This is a genomic window from Cupriavidus sp. 05L411 (genome assembly GCF_056398045.1).
The window spans coordinates 1-15,404 of sequence record NZ_JBFTOQ010000086.1 but is presented as its reverse complement, the minus strand read 5'-3'; the positions used below and the strand labels follow the sequence as shown (position 1 = coordinate 15,404).

The window sequence follows — 15,404 nt, the reverse complement described above, 5'->3', positions numbered from 1 at the left end:
AGTTGCCGATGGGATATGGCGTGTGCACTTCGGCCCCATTGCCATAGGATTGATTGATGAACGCCAGGCGAAGCAGCACTACCTGACAATCAAAGTGTTACCCATGTGAGTGAACTCGTTTGTTACCCATGTGGTTGATTCGTACACCGGATGGGGCGACWMCCYCCTCGGGMTTCGRCGAAAAGAGCGGCCGGGACCCAAACTCGCATCGCCTTAAGGCGATACTCAGACATGGGTCCCTCTTCTCCGCTCTTTTGGTGAAATCCCGAGGCGCCCCATACGGCCTTGGCACACCTCCACGGCTCGCTTCGCATCGCGCTTGGGTGATTCCCGCCTGACGGGCGGGAATCACGGCTATACCGAACTGATGCGCTAACTCTCTCGTCGTTTTTCTCCCCTCTCCCACTTGTGGGAGGGGCCGGGGGAGAGGGCGGGCGATTGCAGGAATGAGGCAACTCACATACCAGCAGGCTTGGGTGTGACCCGCCTGGGGGCGGATAACACGGCTTGCCCGACTTCGCTTGTCAGCTCAGCTTGATCTGCGTCTCGCGGATCAGCGCGCCCCATTTGGCGTGTTCGGCGCGGATGTGGGCGGCAAATTGCGGCGAGGTCTGGGGCGTGGGCACGCTGCCTTCCTGTGCCAGCTTTTGCTGCACGTCCGGGCGCGCCAGCACCTTGATGGTCGCCGCGCTGAGGCGTGCGGTGATGTCGGCCGGCAGGCCGGCGGGGCCGACCAGGCCCAGCCAGGTGGCGGCTTCGAAACCGGCGAATCCTTGCTCGGCCACCGTTGGCACGGATGGCAGCGAGGAAAGGCGCTTGGCCGAGGTCACCGCCAGCGCGCGGATCTTGCCGGCGGATAGCTGCGGCATGACGGAGACGGCGTTGCCAAAGTAGGCGTCCACCTGCCCGCCGAGCAGGTCGGTCATGGCCGGGCCGGCGCCTTTGTACGGCACTTGCAGCACCCGCACGAGCGCGCGCCGCGCCAGCATCTCGCCGGCCAGGTGGCCCACGGTGCCGTTGCCGGCCTGCGCGATGCCCATGTCGCCGTTGCGCGCCTTGGCTGCCTTGATGAAGTCGGCCAGCGTGCGCAGCGGAGAATCCTGGCGCACCACCAGCACCACGGGCTGTTCCGCCACGCCGGCAACGGGCGTGAAATCCTTCAACGGATCGAACGGCATCTTCGGGTACAGCGCGGGGTTGATCGCCAGGTTGGCGGCCTGGCCCATGCCGATGGTGTAGCCGTCCGGCGCGGACTTGGCTACCGCGTCCAGGCCGATGTTGCCGCCCGCGCCGGGCTTGTTGTCGATTACCAGCGTCCACTGGTCGCTCAGGGTCAGCTTCTCGGCGATCAGGCGCGAGGTGGTGTCGGTGCCTCCGCCCGGCGGGAAGGGCACGACGAGGCGGATCGGCTTTTGTGGCCACGGGCCTTGCGCGCGGGCAATGCCGGTGGCGATTAGCGTCATGGCGGCGCTGGCCTGGAGGAAATGGCGTCGTTGCATGTCTTGTCTCCTGTTTTTCTAGGTATCCCTGCGGGCGCGCCCCGCCGGATTCAGACCGGCAGTCCCTTGGCACGCAGCGCGGCATCGAAGCGCTCGGGGTCCGATGTGCCGGCGGCGTTGTCGGCGCGGATCTTTGCTTCCTTCAGCAGGTGGGCACGGGTGCGCTGCAGGATGTCGGCAGCTTCGGCTGCCGGCACCGCGATCACGCCGTCCGCGTCGCCCACGATCAGGTCGCCTGGCATCACGGCCATGCCGGCGCATGACACCGGCACGTTGACCTCGCCGGGGCCGTCCTTGCTCGGGCCGCGGTGGGTGTGGCCGCGCGCGAAGATGGGCATGCCGTCTTCGGCCCACTCCAGCACGTCGCGCACGGCGCCATCGATCACCAGCCCGCCGAGTTGCTTGGCCACGCACGTGGTGCGCATCAGGCCGCCAACCAGTGCCTGCGTGATGTCGCCACCGCCGTCGATCACCAGCACATCGCCAGGGCGGACCATCATCAGCGCCTTGTGAATCATCAGGTTGTCGCCCGGGCGCACGCGCACCGTCACGGCCGGCCCGCATAGCACGGTGTCGGGGCGGCTGTGATACGGGCGCAGGCCGATGGTGCCGATGTTGCGGCTCATGGCATCCCCAATGGCGGCAACCGGCATCTCCCGGAAGGCCGCGACGATGTCTGGCGCGGGGCCGGCGGCGCAAGGGTTGATCCGGTAGCCCGCGGGCCATGCCTTGGTGGCTTCGTTGCTCATGTCAGTGTTCCTGGTGTCTTGCGGTTGTGTGGGGCGCGGTGTTACGCACCGAGGGCGGCCAGCACCTGCGGATTGACACAGGCGGTGGCGGCGGGCGGCTTGCCTTGCAGGAAGCCGAGCACGTTGCGCGCGGCATCGCTTGCCATCGCGGCCAGCGCCGCAGGCGTGGAGCCACCCACATGGGGCGTGAGCACCACGTTGTCCAGCGCGGCCAGCGGGCTGTGCGCGGGCAGTGGCTCGACGGCCATGGTGTCCAACCCGGCTGCGTAGAGCTGCCCGCCTTGCAGCGCGGCTACCAGCGCGGCCTCGTCCACCACCTCGCCGCGCGCGGTGTTGATCAGGATGGCGCCGCGCCGCATCCGCGCGAACTGCGGCGCGGCCAGCATGTTGCGGGTGTGCTGGTTCAGGGGCACATGCAGGCTCAGCACATCGCTGGCCGCAAGCAGCGCGTCGAGGGAATCGGCGAGCGCCACGCCTGCGACAGGGCTGGCGCGTCCGGCCAGCGCCGGGTCGAACGCCACCACCGGCATGCCGAGCGCCAGGCACACGGTGGCCACGCGTTGGGCGACCTGCCCGAAACCAACCAGCCCCAGCGTGCGGCCATGCAGCTCGATGCCATCCTGCGCGCGCGACCACCGGCCGGCATGGAGCTCCCGGTCCATCCACGTCACGCGCCGCGCCGCAGCGAACATCAGGCCAAGCGTGAGCTCGGCGACCGACTGGGCGTTGGCGCCGGGCGTGACATAGACGGGAATGCCGCGCGCGGTGGCGGCTTGCACATCGATATTGCTGACGCCCACGCCGTGCTTGGAGATGACCCTCAGTGTGGGGCATGCCGCGATGGCGGCGCCGCTCAGTGCGGCCGTGCGCGAGATGACGGCGTCGACGGGCTCGGCAGCGAGGATGCGGGCCACCTCGCCAGCGTCGTTGGCGCCGTTCGCATCGGCAAGGTAGAGAATCCGCGCGCCCGCTGCTTCCAGCAGGCGGACGCCGGCCGGGGCCAGGCGAGGGGCGGTGACAAGTACGGTAGTTGGCATGGCGCTCAGGCTGATCAAGGCGTTGGGCAAAGGCCCGGTGCGATGCCGAATTCTTGCTCGCTCAATAGTTTCCGTCCAGCTTATAATTTTTGGGATCTGTTCAAAAAAAGTAATCAGTCAAGGCTGCCCCGGCAGCACGCTCCCATGGACCTTCGCGATCTTAAGTACTTCCTTGCCGTGGCTAGCGCGGGCAACTTCCGCCGCGCGGCCGAGCTGGTGCATCGCAGCCAGCCCACGCTCACCAAGGCCATCGACAGGCTGGAGGCGTCGCTTGGCGCCGAGTTGTTCGAGCGCGAGGGCAGAGGGCAAAAGCTCAGCACGGCCGGCATCGCCCTGCGTGCGCGTGCCACGTCGCTGCTGCAGGAGGCCGACCTGCTGCGCGACGAGGTGGGCGCCATCGCGCGCGGCGTGGTCGGCACCGTGCGCCTGGGCAGCGGGCCGCTCGGTGCGGAATACCTGCTGCCGCGGATCTGCAGCATGCTGCTCGGGCAAGCCGCCAACGTGATGCTGCAGCTCACCATCCGCAACAACTACGAGTTGCGCGACGAGTTGCGGGAGGGGCGGCTTGACCTGGTGCTGGGCTTTGTGCCCGAGGAGGAAGAGGAGTTTCACTGCGAGACGCTGCTCAAGGACACCGTGGTGGTGGCCGCGGTGGCGGGCCATCCGATCCTCAAGACCCGGCGTGTCACGCTGGACAAGCTCGCCGGCTATCAGTGGGCGCTGCCCAACCGCGCGGTGGCCAGCCGGACCTGGCTGGACCACGCCTTCGAATCGCGCGACCTGCCCCGGCCCGTGGCGCAGATCGAGACCAACTCCATCCCGTTGATCCCGCGCGTGGTCGCCGACACCGAACTACTGACCTTTGTCTCGCGGCGCACCTTGCGCGCAAGCGGCGGGCAACTGGAGGAGGTGCCGCTGGCGGCGACCACGCTGGTGCGCAATTTTGGCGTGACCTATCGCAAGGATGTGGCGCTATCGCCGGCGGCCGGCCGGCTGATCGCCCTGCTGCACGATCATGGGAGCAGTTTGTTCAACAAGGTGGATTAGCTGGCTTGCCCCGCCGCCGGCGTTCGCGTTCTTCTGGCAAACCGGCTCAAAGATCCAGCTGCAGGGGCACGACGACTTGGTTTCCGTCGGCATCCACTGCCGCTGGCACCGCGCAGCAGATCAGCGCTTCGCCTTGCGCCACGTCGAACTCCGGCGCTTTGGCGTAGGCCACCGCGCCCTGCAGCACACGCGTGCTGCAAGAGCCGCAGCTGCCGCCGCGGCAACCGAAGGCCGGCGCCAGGCCGCGCTGCTCGGCCAGATCCAGCAGCGAGCCGCCGCCGGGCGTCCAGCGGGCTTCCTTGGCCGATTGCACGAAGGTGACTGGCACGGGCTGCAGCGCGGGCCTGGCCGTGGGCGCGGCCGGGCGGCCGGCGTCGCGGTCGCGCATCAGCGACGATGCGCCAAAGGCTTCCGCATGAATGCGTGAATCGGCGATGTTGAGCGCGCGCAGGCCATCGTAGAGCGATTGCATGAACGCGGTTGGCCCGCACAGGTAGAAGTCGTAGTCGTCGAGGGGCAGGCGCGCGCGCAGCAGGTCGATGTCGATGCGCCCGGACACGTCGTAGTCCTTGACCCGGGTGGCGTCCTTCGGGTCGCTCAGCAGGCGCACCAGTTCCACTGCGCCGCCGGCGCTCTCGGTGAGCGTCGCAAGCTCCTTGCTGAATGCGCGCTCGGCCACCGTGCGCGCCGAGTGGAAGAACCACGTCGGGCGGACCCGGCGCTTGCGCAGGCCTTCATAGACGATCTGGCGGAGCATGGCCAGCATCGGCGTGACGCCGATGCCTGCGGCCAGCAGCACGGCGGGCCTGCGCTCGGCGGTGTCGATGGTGAAGTGGCCGGTCGGCGCGCGGGCTTCGATCAGGTCGCCGACCTTGACGTTGTCGTGCAGGTGGCGCGACACGGTGCCGTCGCGCTTCACGCTGATGCGATACACATCGTCCGCCGCCGACACCGACAGGGTGTAGGTGCGCATCACCGGCTGCGCATGGCCCGCCAGCGTGACGCGAATCGGCAGGAACTGGCCTGCCAGATGYGCCACGCGGCCGACGCCGTCAGTGGGTTCCAGGTGGAAGGACCGGATCACGCTGCTTTCGTCGACGATGCGCGCGACGCGCAAGGGCCGCCACGCGTTGGCCAGCGCCGCGGCGCGCTGGCGGCTGGCCGCTTCGTCCCAGCTGCCGGTCATCAGCGAGTTCGGCGATGCGCCATCGGTTTGCGGCTGCCAGCGCAGCGGCAGTGCTTCGTCGCGGCGCACGATCTGTTCGGGCAGGAAGCGCCACAGGCGTTCCGCGCCCTGGAAGGCGGCGATCTCGGGCGAGTCCAGGATGACCTCGGCCTTGCCGGAGAGCTGGAGCAGCTCGCCGGTGCTGAAGTCGGCAAAGACGAGGCTGGCGATGGGGTTGACCACGAAGTTGCCTAGCGTGTTGAAAAACAGGTTGCCGGCAAAGTCGGGAATGGTCAGGCCGCCGTCCGCATCGATCCGGACAAAGCCGGGCTTGCCGCCGCGATGCGACACATCCACCTGGCGCTCTCCCTTTTCGAGGTCCACGTAGGACGCAACAAAGAACGTGTCAGCGGAGCCAATCAGTGCGCGCGCGCGCGCATCCAGCGCGCTGAAGTGCTGCGCCGCCGCCGGGGCGGGCGTGCCTGGCGCGCGCGTGAATTCGAACACGCGCTTCTGGATGTACTGCGGGCAGTTGCCGAAGCTCTGCCCCACGTCGATCCGCAGCACGCCGTCGCTGCCACCGGCGGCACCAGCGGCGGCACCAGTGGCACGTCGGGCCGTGCCATTCATGCGGTTGCGCCGGCGGGTCAGCAGGTCGATGCCCAGCAGGCCGATGGCGCTGCCTTCTTCCATGCCGGCGTCCGCCGGGTCGGCGGGCTCGCGGGCCATGGCGATATTCAGCGTGGTGGCGTCCGGCGAGTTCAGGAAGCCCGGCTTCCCGGCACGCAGCGTTGCCCACACCCGGCCATCCGGCGCGACCGCGCCCAGCACCACCATTGGCAGTTGCGCGAAGAACTCGCGGTGCTGGTCGGGCATGTAGTCGCGCACCACGCGCTGCCCGACGTCCTCCATGTGCCCGGCAACGCCTGCGCGAGCCTGCAGGCTACGCTCGCCGGCGTGCCAGGGCTGCGCGGGAACATGGGTCGCTTGCGTGGATGAATGGGCTTGGGCGGACATGGCGGTTGCTCCTTCCTGTGCGGCGATCGGTGGCCAGGCTAATACCGGCGTGCTGATCAGGCGGCGGCGAGGCCGGCCGGCGTCTGCTTGAACGCCACAAAGCCCGGCAGGGCTTCGATGCGCTGCAGCCAGGCCCTGACGTTGGCGTAGTCCGACAGATCGACAAAGCCCTCGGGCGCCCGGGCGATGTAGCTGTACAGCGCCACATCGGCCAGCGTGGGGTGGCCGGCGGCCAGCCACGCGCCCTTGGCCAACACGTCGTCAACGCGCTTGAGGATGACGTGCGCGCGGGCAATCACTTCCTTGGCGTTGTAGGGGGCGCCGAACACGGTGACGAGGCGCGCGGCGGCCGGGCCGTAGGCGATCTCGCCGGCGGCGACCGACAGCCATTTCTGTACCGCGGCGGCACCAGCGGGCGATTCGGGTAGCCAGTCCGTCTTGCCGAACCTTTTGGCCAGGTACACCAGGATGGCGTTGGAGTCGGTGATCACGGTGTCGTTGTCCACCAGCACGGGCACCTGGCCGAACGGATTGAGCTTGAGGAATTCGGGGGCCTTGTGCGCGCCGTTGGCCAGGTCGACCTCGATCGCTTCGGCATGGGCGCCGATCAGCGACAGGAACAGGCGGACGCGGTGCGAGTGTCCGGAGAGGGGGTGGCAGTAGACTTGCATGGCGGTGATCCTCGGCGTGTTGGGTGAATGGCGCCGCCCGGTGGCAGCTGGCACAGGGTCCGAAGGGTTCTTGAAGGGGGGCTTGGGAGAAGGCCCGCCTGCGCCGTGTCCGGTCCGTGTGCGTGGATGGATCATAGGTGCGTCCCGAAGCACGAAAAACGGCCCCGGCGAGAAGGCACTATTCTTGTTTCACGAAGAATCCGGGCGCCTGGCGCCCCCCGTCAGCTTGCCGGTGCGTTCAGCGTGCTGTCCGCGCGCAGCGTTTCGATGGCGAGGTCCAGGAAGGCGCGGACCTTGCGCGTGGCATGGCGGCCTTCCCGGTGGATCACGTTGATGGGCAGGGGCGGCGGCTCCACGTCGGCCAGCACGATGCGCAGCGAGCCGTCGCGCAGTTGCCTGGCCACCTGGTACGACAGCAACCGCACGACGCCAAAGCCGGACACGGCGGCGGCAATTGCGGAGTCATTGGTGGTGGTGGTCAGGCGCGGCTGCAGCCGGGTGACCACGGGCGTGCCGTCGCGGTTGAAGCGCCACTCCGCCGTGTTGCTGGCGCCACTGGGCAGGATGGTCGCATGGCCGGCGAGGTCGTCCGGGGTTTGCGGCGCGCCGTGGCTGGCCAGGTAGGACGGCGCCGCGCACACCACGCGCCGCACCTGGCCCACGCGCACGGCTTGCAGCGACGAATCCGGCAGCGACCCGATGCGGACGCCCACGTCGATGCCTTCATCGACCAGGTTCACGATCCGGTCCAGGAACAGGCAGGTCGCGTCGACCTCCGGGTAGCGGTTCAGGTATTCGGTGACGATCGGCATCACGTAGGCGGCGCCAAACAGCACCGAAGCCGTGATGGCAAGCTGGCCGCGCGGCGCCGCATGCGCGCCCGTCGCCGCCAGTTCGGCTTCGTCGATCTCGCTCAGCAGGCGGCGGCAGTTCTCGAAGTAAGCCGCGCCGGTGTCGGTCATGCGGACCAGCCGCGTGGTACGGGTCAGCAGGCGCACGCCCAGGTGCGTTTCCAGCTCGTTGACGATGCGGCTGACCACCGATAGCGAGATATCCAGCTTGCGCGCGGCGGCGGTGAAGCCGCCTGTCTCCACCACGGTGACGAAGGTCTTCATGGCCTGCAGTCGATCCACGCCCGTTCTCCCGGCCCGTGCGGGCGCTTGATGATGTGGCGGAGTATATAAGGACCGGTACGACGCCGTGCGGGGGGCGGCACATCGACGCGCCGGCCCATAAAAAAAGCCATTCCGAAGAATGGCTTTTTACACCCCGCGACATCCACACCACGTTGCTCCTGCCCCATTGGCTCTATGGCCTGTGTGGGCAATGCTGGAGTCACGCTGCGAAGACCGGCAAGCAAGTCGTTCCAGGCGGCAAAGCCGCTTGTGGCCCAGCTTTCGGATTTAATAACTTATGCGCTGCAACTTGTCACGCGACGGATGATACGTACTAGCGTTGGGGCATCGTATGAGGAAAAGCCCCTATTTTCCCTCGCTGTTCTCGCGCTCATTTGCGCCGCGGTGTGCATCGTGGGGCACGCATCCCGCCGGGCGTGCTTCACGACGCACACCGTGTTACCCGAAGATGCGCGCTTCGCCCGCAGCCTCGTGGCGCGCTGGTGCGCGTTCGCGGAGCTGGCGCTCCAGTTCGGAGATGCGATGGTCGACACGGGTCCGCTTGCGGTTGTGCCGGATTGCAAGTGCCGCGCAAAGCACTGCCATAAGGATGCAGCCGAGCTGGGCGAGCTGTATCGGGTCGTATTGCATAGGAATTCCTGGGCATCGTCGCGCGCGGTGGCGCAGTCTGGCGTGCGGCCAGTGACAGTTGGCCGCCAGTGAAATAACGGCAGCGGCGGGAGAATTTTAAGGCATTGCCTGCACCTGGTGTGCCAGGCAGTCGCCATCCGCCATTAGTTCGCCGGGCGCAACGCCTGGTGCGCTAGCCCACCTTCGAATCACCTCGCCGCGGGTAGGCTCCATACGTCGCGGACAGGTCTGACCCACTTGCCCGTGCTTTGCGCCTCGCCTATCCCCCGGTGGGCGAGGCGTCTTTCTGCGCCGGCAGGGTCGTGTCGACGGGTTTCGGTCCAGCCCCAAGGCGGAACGATCTGTTCCCGGACCTCCACGCGGCATGCATGCCGGCGCTGTTCTTTTTTCGGGGCAGCACGCTTGCTGCGGGATGAAGCGGATCGTAGCGAGCTCAAGCAGGCAGGTTCAGGCAGGTTCAGGCAGATGGTAGTCTTTCGATTTTGGAGTCGCGCGCGCCATGCTTGCCAAATCGGATTTCCTCTCCGTGGTTGCCAACACCCCGCTGGTCTCGATCGACCTGCTCGTCACCGATGTGCAAGGCCGGGTGCTGCTTGGCCGGCGCCGTAACCGGCCGGCGCAAGGGTCGTGGTTCGTGCCGGGCGGGCGCATCCGCAAGGACGAGGGCCTGGACGCCGCGTTCCGGCGCATCGTGGCGGACGAGCTCGGCCTCACCGGGGTCGAGCGCGGCGATGCCGCGCCGCGCGGCGTGTTCGAACATCACTATCCGGACAACTTCGCCGCAGAGCCCGGCATCTCCACGCACTACGTGGTGCTTGCCTATGCGTGGACCATGCCCGGCGCCGCGCCGCTCGGGCAACCTGACCAGCACAGCGAGTATTGCTGGATGACGCCGGCCGAGCTGCTGGCGCATGGCGAGGTGCACGAGAACACAAGGGCATATTTCCGCTGACCGGGGCCGGCTGCAAGACGGCCCCGGTGCTTCGCGCCGGGATGGCGTGGGCCAGGGTCAGGCGGCCAGCGGAATCAAGCGCGCATCGCTCTCGGTTTCCGCTTCGGCCTGTGCTTCGATTTGTGCTTCGGTTTGCACATCGGTTTGCAGCCCGGGCGTCGCGATTGCCGCTTGCGTTGGCCGGTCGCTGCCGTGGGCCAGGGCTTGCGCGACGATGGCGCATTCGGTGCGCAGGTACTGCGCGAACGGTGCGCTGACTTCAGCATGGCGCAGCGCGAACTCCACGGTGGCCTTCAGGTAGCCCAGCTTGCTGCCGCAATCGAAGCGGCGTCCCTCATAGCGGTAGGCAAGCGCCTGCTCGCGCGCCAGCAGCGCCTGGATGGCATCCGTGAGCTGCAACTCGCCGCCGGCGCCCGGCTTGAGCGCGTTGAGGAATTCGAAGATGCTGGGCATCAGCACGTAACGCCCCACCACCCCAAGGTTGGACGGTGCCACTTCCGGCGCGGGCTTCTCCACGATGCCGGACATCTTGAAGATGCGGTCGTCCCAAGGCTTGCCGTCGATCACGCCATAGGAGCGTGAATCCTGCGGCTGGATCTCCTCCACGCCGATGACGGAGCTGTGATAGTGGTCGAACACCTCGATCATCTGCTTGAGCACGGGCGTGCGCGCGTCGAGCAGGTCGTCGGCCAGTATCACGGCGAAGGGCTCGTCCCCGATCAGCTTGCTGGCGCAGCGCACCGCGTGGCCCAGTCCCAGGGGCTCTGCCTGCCGCACATAGAAGCAATCGACGTGGGCCGGCTTGATGCTGCGCACCAGGTCCAGCAATTGCTGCTTGCCGCGCGCCATCAGTTCGGCCTCGACCTCGTAGGACTTGTCGAAATGATCCTCGATGGCGCGCTTGCTGCGCCCCGTCACAAAGATCAGCTCGGTAATGCCCGCGGCCATCGCTTCTTCCACGGCGTACTGGATCAGCGGCTTGTCGACCACCGGCAACATCTCTTTCGGGCTGGCCTTGGTGGCCGGCAGAAATCGCGTGCCGAGGCCGGCCACCGGGAATACGGCTTTCCTGATCTTGAGCATGAAACTACCCCCGTCGTCTGGTTTGAAAGGCTTGGCGTCTTGCCGGTCGGTTGCCTCGGCGCGTGCGGCTCCTGCCGCATGGCATGGTCCGGAGCCAGCCGTGGCGAAGCCAGCGTATCGCTGCGCAGCGCGCGCCATCTGCCAACAGTTCGCTGTATTCCGACAGCGCATGCATCGCGCCGCCCTGGCCTCGCGCGGGGGGCATACATTGTGGCCAATAGGAAGGGGAAGGCGCCCACAGGGAAGCCGGCAGCGCCATCGATGGAGATCGATGGCGAGTTCGGCGGCGCGCTCGCCCGCACGCCAACGCAAGCAGATGGAAACACGATGAACTGGTACCGGATCACAGATCTCGGCGATGCCGCGGTGACGCTGCCGCTGGCGCTGACCGCCGGCCTGTGGCTGCTGCAAAGCACCGGCTGGCGGGTGGCGCTGCGCTGGGCCCTGTGCCTGGCGGCGGCCGCGGCGCTGGTGCTGGCCAGCAAGCTGCTGCACACCGGCTGCGGCACGGTGCTGGAGCGCTTCGACATGCGCGTGATCAGCGGCCATGCGATGCTCTCGTCGGCGGTGTGGTCCGTGTTCCTCGGCTTGCTGCTGCGCAGCTTCCGGGCCTCGTGGCGCCAAGGCGGCTTCGTGCTCGGCTTGATGCTGGCCGCCTTGATCTGCTTTAGCCGCGTGCGCCTGGGCGCGCATACACCGGCCGAGGTCATCGCCGGATGGCTTCTGGGCGGCGCCGTCGCGTTCTGGGTGCTGCGTGCCTGCCAGGGCGCGCCGAAGCGGCTGGGCAAATGCCTGATCGCCGGCGTTGCCCTGCTTGGGCTCTGTACGGTGGCTTACGGACGCCATGCGCCATTCCAGCAGATCATCTGGCACTACTCGCCGTATTACGCTCCGGTGATTTGCTACTAGTGCCGCCGGTGCCGCCGCCTGTTCCCGGCGCGCCATGCGCACGCCGCGCACCGGCCATGCCTGCGGCTCTGGCTTCGTCCGATAAGCACTAGATCCTGGCGGCCATAGCCAGGGGCGTGCGGGTAAACTTCTATCCGGCGCGCTCACCACAATGGTGCGCCAGGCTTCGTTCGGCCCGGACCCTGCCAGCTGCGCCGGAGGGCTCACTCAACCCCGCCGCGGCAGGTCTTGCAGGCCGCGCGTCTCACATGCCTTGCGTTGCGGCCTTGCCCTGGCTGGCCGCGCCAGGGGCATCGCGAATAAAACGCCTCGGCCAGAGGCTGCACGAGCAAGGCGCGTCCAGCGCCCGCCAGTTTTCCATTCATTCGGGGGGCCTACGGGGTCCCTGCGTTACTGCGTTACTGCGTTAATGTTGCGCCCGCGTTGACCCGACGCAGGCCAAACGATGGGGAAGCCATGTCGACGCTTACCAGCCCGAACCCGGCCCCGGCTGCGGGGAGCCCTTGGATACGCGTTGCCTTGCAGCGCGCCGGCATCCTGTTGCTGCTGTTGTTTGCGATCGCGGGTTGCGGCGGTGACCGCAGCGGCGACGCCACCAGCGCAACCCCCGCGGCAACCCTGCAGCCAGCGGATGTCACCTGGACGCTGTGCGCCTCGGAATACCAGACCTGCGCCTTCACCGGTACCCACCAGGTCAAGTACGGCACCGATACGCAGTACGTGATCAAGACCTTCACCGGCGGCACCGGTTGCGACAACGGCGTGTTCGGGGACCCCGCGTCCGGGTTTGCCAAGAGTTGCTGGTACGACTCCGGCACGAGCGGCTCGACGACGCCCCCCGCCACCAGCACCTGGGTTGCCTGCAGCTCGGAAAACGGCTTCTGCAGCTTTACCGGCACACGCCAGGTCCGCTATGGGACCGCTACGCAATACGTCACCCTGACCTTCACCAATGGCGTGGCCTGCAACAACGGCGTGTTCGGCGACCCCGCGCCCGGCTTCGGCAAGACGTGTTCGTATGAGGACACCGGCACCACCACGCCCACCACGCCCACGACACCCACCACCCCGACCACGCCAGTGGCGCCGACGGGCAGCGGCACGCTCAGTTGCACCGCGCCTGCCGGCAGCATTGCCGCCGCGGGCGGCGGCAATGCCATCGAGATGGATACCCCGGGCGGCGACGGCACGCGGATGTTCGCCTCGGGCAGTACTTTCCAGGTGAGCGTGACCACCCGCGCCGGCAGCGCGGACACGGTGAACTGGCAGATCTCCGACACCTGGAACAAGGTGCGCGCCAGCGGCCAGTTCCCGGTTGCCGCCGGTGCGATCGTGTCGACGCTGAACTGCACGTCCACGCTGTCAGGCTACTTTGCCGGATCGGCAAGCCTGGCCTCCGGCGCAGGCTCGCTGCTCGCACGCGGCACCCGGCCCAGCGGCATTGCGACGTTCGGTGTACTGCCCGACGTTTCTTCGGTGCTTCCAGCGGTCAGCTACGCCAGCCAGGACCTGCACCGCTTCGGCGGGCAAGGCGCGGCCTACCTGCTGCCCGGGCAAGGCTGCTGCGATGGCGACGGCTATCGTCCGCTCTATCCGGCGCTGGGCCTGTCGTGGGCCAACGACAACCGCAACTGGTACGTGGAAGAACCCAACGGCCCTAATACGTTCAATCCCGCGGTGGACCACCTCGCCTCGTACTTCAAGCCTGGCGACCTGATGCGGCTGATTCAGCTCGACGGCATTCCCGCCTGGGCGAGTCCCACCGGCGTGGCCACCCACAGCTACGCGCCGAAATCCTTGCCCGCCTACCAGGACTACATGACCCGGGTTGGGCAAGAGTCGAACACGGTGCGGACCCGGTATTTCCCCGCGCAATCGGCCAACTACTATCAGGTCACCTGGGAACCCGACTATAACGGCGGCCTGCCGTGGCTGGATACCGATGCCAACTTCACCGCGATGTACAAGGCCACCTTCCAGGGCGTCCACAGCACCGACCCGAGCGCGGTGATCATGGGCACCACCAACGCCATGGTGCGCGAGAACACCGTCTGGCTGAACCGGCTGGCGCCACTGGGTTTTGCCCAGTATCTCGACGGCGTGACGGCGCACGGCTACTACGACGTAGGCACTTCGCCATCGCATCCGCCGGAGCGCCTGGTCGGCAACAGCGATCCCTCCAACGCCGCCAACGCGCTGCCGGCCGCCATGCGTGAGTTGCGCCATGCCGTCGCGACCCTGCTCAAGCGCGGCGCGCGGCTGTTCGTCACCGAGACTGGCATCAGCTACGACCTTGGCGCCGCTTATGGCCCGAACTACCCGACGCAGAACGTCCTGTACGCACATGGCGCGGTGGTTGCCCGCACGCACCTGATACTGCTAGGAGAGGGCGCGGACGTGACTTATATGTTCTACGCCACGGACATCCCCACCGACGCTGCCGGCTACGGCTTGTTCTTCGACCTGGTCAACCCGCAAGGCACCTACGGCCCCGCCAAGATCAGCCCGAAGCCCGCCGCGCTGGCAGTCGCGGCGATGACCCGGCTGATCGACGGCACCAATACGCTGGGGCCGCTCAATGGGCTGCCGTTCGGCGTCTATGGCTATGCATTCCAGCGGCTCAACAATGGCAGCGTGGTGACGGCATTGTGGGCGCACAACAATGCCAACTGGAGCGCGGATACGGGGTTCAGCGCGACGTATAACGTTGCCTATAGCCTGCAGGTGGATGCGCCCGGGTCCAGCGGGCAGGTGACGGTGGTCGACATGATGGGGAATGCCGCGTCCGTGGCCTACGCGAATGGACAGGTTGCACTGGCTCTGACGGAGACGCCGGTTTATGTGATATCCACCAATGCTTCCGTGGCGCAGGGGAATGTGACGGCGCCGGAGGGGTATGTGAGGAGGTAGGAGACCATGCCGGTATTCGGATTTTTCCGAGGCGCTGGCTGAAGCCGCAATCACTGATGCCTGCTAACAAGACCATGCCATTGAACGACGGCTGATCTGCACCGTTATCTGCTCCACGTTCATGGGGCGGTCTTGTTCAGCCGGTCTTGACCGGCTGCATTCCGGCTGCACGCCGGCTCCAATCACACCACAAACACGACAGATTTCGCCGCCGTCCGAGGCAATCGGGACGGCACTGCAGGCCCTATGCGATCGCTTGTCGTGGCGCTGCATCACACAACGGATTCAAACGATTTCCAGTGCTTGCGGCAACGATCCGGTTGAACAGCGGCACGCCTGCGGTGGAGCACGCCAGGCGTACTTCCTGCTGCTGCCCGGCGCGGACCATCGAAGAATAGGAAATTTCCGAATATTGGCATTGCCACTACACGGTGATCCACCACAGAAATATTTTTAAATTTCTTCAGAAAATAGGACACGTCCGATTGATCCTATCCGTACTCACCCATTAGCATGTTTTCCGAATCGGGCCAGAGCACAACGCTCACAGCGTTTCGCCGCCCCGGACTTCGAATAGACGTGGTTGCATGGTGCGCCGC

The 15,404-nt window shown here is 66.9% G+C and carries 13 protein-coding genes; 4 read left to right on the top strand and 9 right to left on the bottom strand.

Features of this window, described 5'->3' with window-relative positions:
• Positions 1–524 precede the first annotated feature (524 nt).
• Genes AC1DQR_RS39210 through AC1DQR_RS39200 form a run of 3 tightly spaced genes read right to left on the bottom strand, consistent with a single transcriptional unit; the run spans position 525 to position 3,285 of the window.
• A complete protein-coding gene (locus AC1DQR_RS39210) occupies positions 525–1,499 on the bottom strand; it encodes a Bug family tripartite tricarboxylate transporter substrate binding protein (protein WP_416050844.1) in 975 nt (324 codons plus the stop codon).
• 50 nt (positions 1,500–1,549) lie between these two features.
• Positions 1,550–2,248 carry an RraA family protein gene (locus AC1DQR_RS39205; RefSeq protein WP_416050843.1) on the bottom strand — a complete coding sequence of 233 codons (699 nt, stop codon included), beginning with the start codon at positions 2,246–2,248 and terminating at the stop codon, positions 1,550–1,552.
• Between the two features lie 41 nt (positions 2,249–2,289).
• Positions 2,290–3,285, bottom strand: a complete 996-nt coding sequence (locus AC1DQR_RS39200; protein WP_416050842.1) for a hydroxyacid dehydrogenase — start codon at positions 3,283–3,285, stop codon at positions 2,290–2,292.
• Between the two features lie 144 nt (positions 3,286–3,429).
• Between AC1DQR_RS39200 and AC1DQR_RS39195 the strand changes: the two genes are divergently transcribed.
• Positions 3,430–4,332 (top strand): LysR family transcriptional regulator, encoded by a 903-nt coding sequence (locus AC1DQR_RS39195; protein WP_416050841.1) that lies wholly within the window; start codon positions 3,430–3,432, stop codon positions 4,330–4,332.
• Between the two features lie 46 nt (positions 4,333–4,378).
• On the opposite strand, the gene AC1DQR_RS39190 is transcribed toward AC1DQR_RS39195, so the two are convergent.
• The 4 genes from AC1DQR_RS39190 to AC1DQR_RS39175 form a co-directional block, all read right to left on the bottom strand.
• Positions 4,379–6,514: a 2Fe-2S iron-sulfur cluster-binding protein gene (locus AC1DQR_RS39190; RefSeq protein ID WP_477135035.1), complete on the bottom strand. Its 2,136-nt coding sequence runs from the start codon at positions 6,512–6,514 to the stop codon at positions 4,379–4,381.
• Positions 6,515–6,570: 56 nt separating this feature from the next.
• A complete protein-coding gene (locus AC1DQR_RS39185) occupies positions 6,571–7,185 on the bottom strand; it encodes a glutathione S-transferase family protein (RefSeq protein ID WP_477135034.1) in 615 nt (204 codons plus the stop codon).
• 221 nt (positions 7,186–7,406) lie between these two features.
• Positions 7,407–8,318 (bottom strand): LysR family transcriptional regulator, encoded by a 912-nt coding sequence (locus AC1DQR_RS39180; RefSeq protein ID WP_477135033.1) that lies wholly within the window; start codon positions 8,316–8,318, stop codon positions 7,407–7,409.
• A 441-nt stretch (positions 8,319–8,759) separates the two neighbouring features.
• Positions 8,760–8,951, bottom strand: a complete 192-nt coding sequence (locus tag AC1DQR_RS39175; protein WP_416050837.1) for a hypothetical protein — start codon at positions 8,949–8,951, stop codon at positions 8,760–8,762.
• A 499-nt stretch (positions 8,952–9,450) separates the two neighbouring features.
• Between AC1DQR_RS39175 and AC1DQR_RS39170 the strand changes: the two genes are divergently transcribed.
• Positions 9,451–9,903: a GDP-mannose mannosyl hydrolase gene (locus AC1DQR_RS39170; RefSeq protein WP_416050836.1), complete on the top strand. Its 453-nt coding sequence runs from the start codon at positions 9,451–9,453 to the stop codon at positions 9,901–9,903.
• A gap of 57 nt (positions 9,904–9,960) precedes the next feature.
• Here the strand turns inward: AC1DQR_RS39170 and galU are convergent, their stop codons facing one another.
• Entirely contained in the window at positions 9,961–10,986 is a 1,026-nt protein-coding gene (gene galU, locus AC1DQR_RS39165) for a UTP--glucose-1-phosphate uridylyltransferase GalU (RefSeq protein WP_416050835.1), read from the bottom strand.
• A gap of 261 nt (positions 10,987–11,247) precedes the next feature.
• Between galU and AC1DQR_RS39160 the strand changes: the two genes are divergently transcribed.
• Together AC1DQR_RS39160 and AC1DQR_RS39155 are read left to right on the top strand one after the other, a co-directional pair.
• The gene (locus AC1DQR_RS39160) at positions 11,248–11,895 is read left to right on the top strand and encodes a phosphatase PAP2 family protein (protein ID WP_416050834.1); all 648 of its coding nucleotides are present in this window, start codon (positions 11,248–11,250) and stop codon (positions 11,893–11,895) included.
• A 456-nt stretch (positions 11,896–12,351) separates the two neighbouring features.
• Positions 12,352–14,805, top strand: a complete 2,454-nt coding sequence (locus AC1DQR_RS39155; protein ID WP_477135032.1) for a hypothetical protein — start codon at positions 12,352–12,354, stop codon at positions 14,803–14,805.
• 272 nt (positions 14,806–15,077) lie between these two features.
• Here the strand turns inward: AC1DQR_RS39155 and AC1DQR_RS39150 are convergent, their stop codons facing one another.
• Positions 15,078–15,284 (bottom strand): hypothetical protein, encoded by a 207-nt coding sequence (locus AC1DQR_RS39150; RefSeq protein ID WP_416050832.1) that lies wholly within the window; start codon positions 15,282–15,284, stop codon positions 15,078–15,080.
• Between the last annotated feature and the right edge of the window lie 120 nt (positions 15,285–15,404).

Coding starts and splice junctions, on each gene's coding strand:
- AC1DQR_RS39160 (WP_416050834.1), top strand. CDS start 11,248: ATGGAGATCGATGGCGAGTTCGGCGGCGCGCTCGCCCGCACGCCAACG.
- AC1DQR_RS39185 (WP_477135034.1), bottom strand. CDS start 7,185: ATGCAAGTCTACTGCCACCCCCTCTCCGGACACTCGCACCGCGTCCGC.
- galU (WP_416050835.1), bottom strand. CDS start 10,986: ATGCTCAAGATCAGGAAAGCCGTATTCCCGGTGGCCGGCCTCGGCACG.
- AC1DQR_RS39175 (WP_416050837.1), bottom strand. CDS start 8,951: ATGCAATACGACCCGATACAGCTCGCCCAGCTCGGCTGCATCCTTATG.
- AC1DQR_RS39195 (WP_416050841.1), top strand. CDS start 3,430: ATGGACCTTCGCGATCTTAAGTACTTCCTTGCCGTGGCTAGCGCGGGC.
- AC1DQR_RS39205 (WP_416050843.1), bottom strand. CDS start 2,248: ATGAGCAACGAAGCCACCAAGGCATGGCCCGCGGGCTACCGGATCAAC.
- AC1DQR_RS39155 (WP_477135032.1), top strand. CDS start 12,352: ATGTCGACGCTTACCAGCCCGAACCCGGCCCCGGCTGCGGGGAGCCCT.
- AC1DQR_RS39170 (WP_416050836.1), top strand. CDS start 9,451: ATGCTTGCCAAATCGGATTTCCTCTCCGTGGTTGCCAACACCCCGCTG.
- AC1DQR_RS39210 (WP_416050844.1), bottom strand. CDS start 1,499: ATGCAACGACGCCATTTCCTCCAGGCCAGCGCCGCCATGACGCTAATC.
- AC1DQR_RS39200 (WP_416050842.1), bottom strand. CDS start 3,285: ATGCCAACTACCGTACTTGTCACCGCCCCTCGCCTGGCCCCGGCCGGC.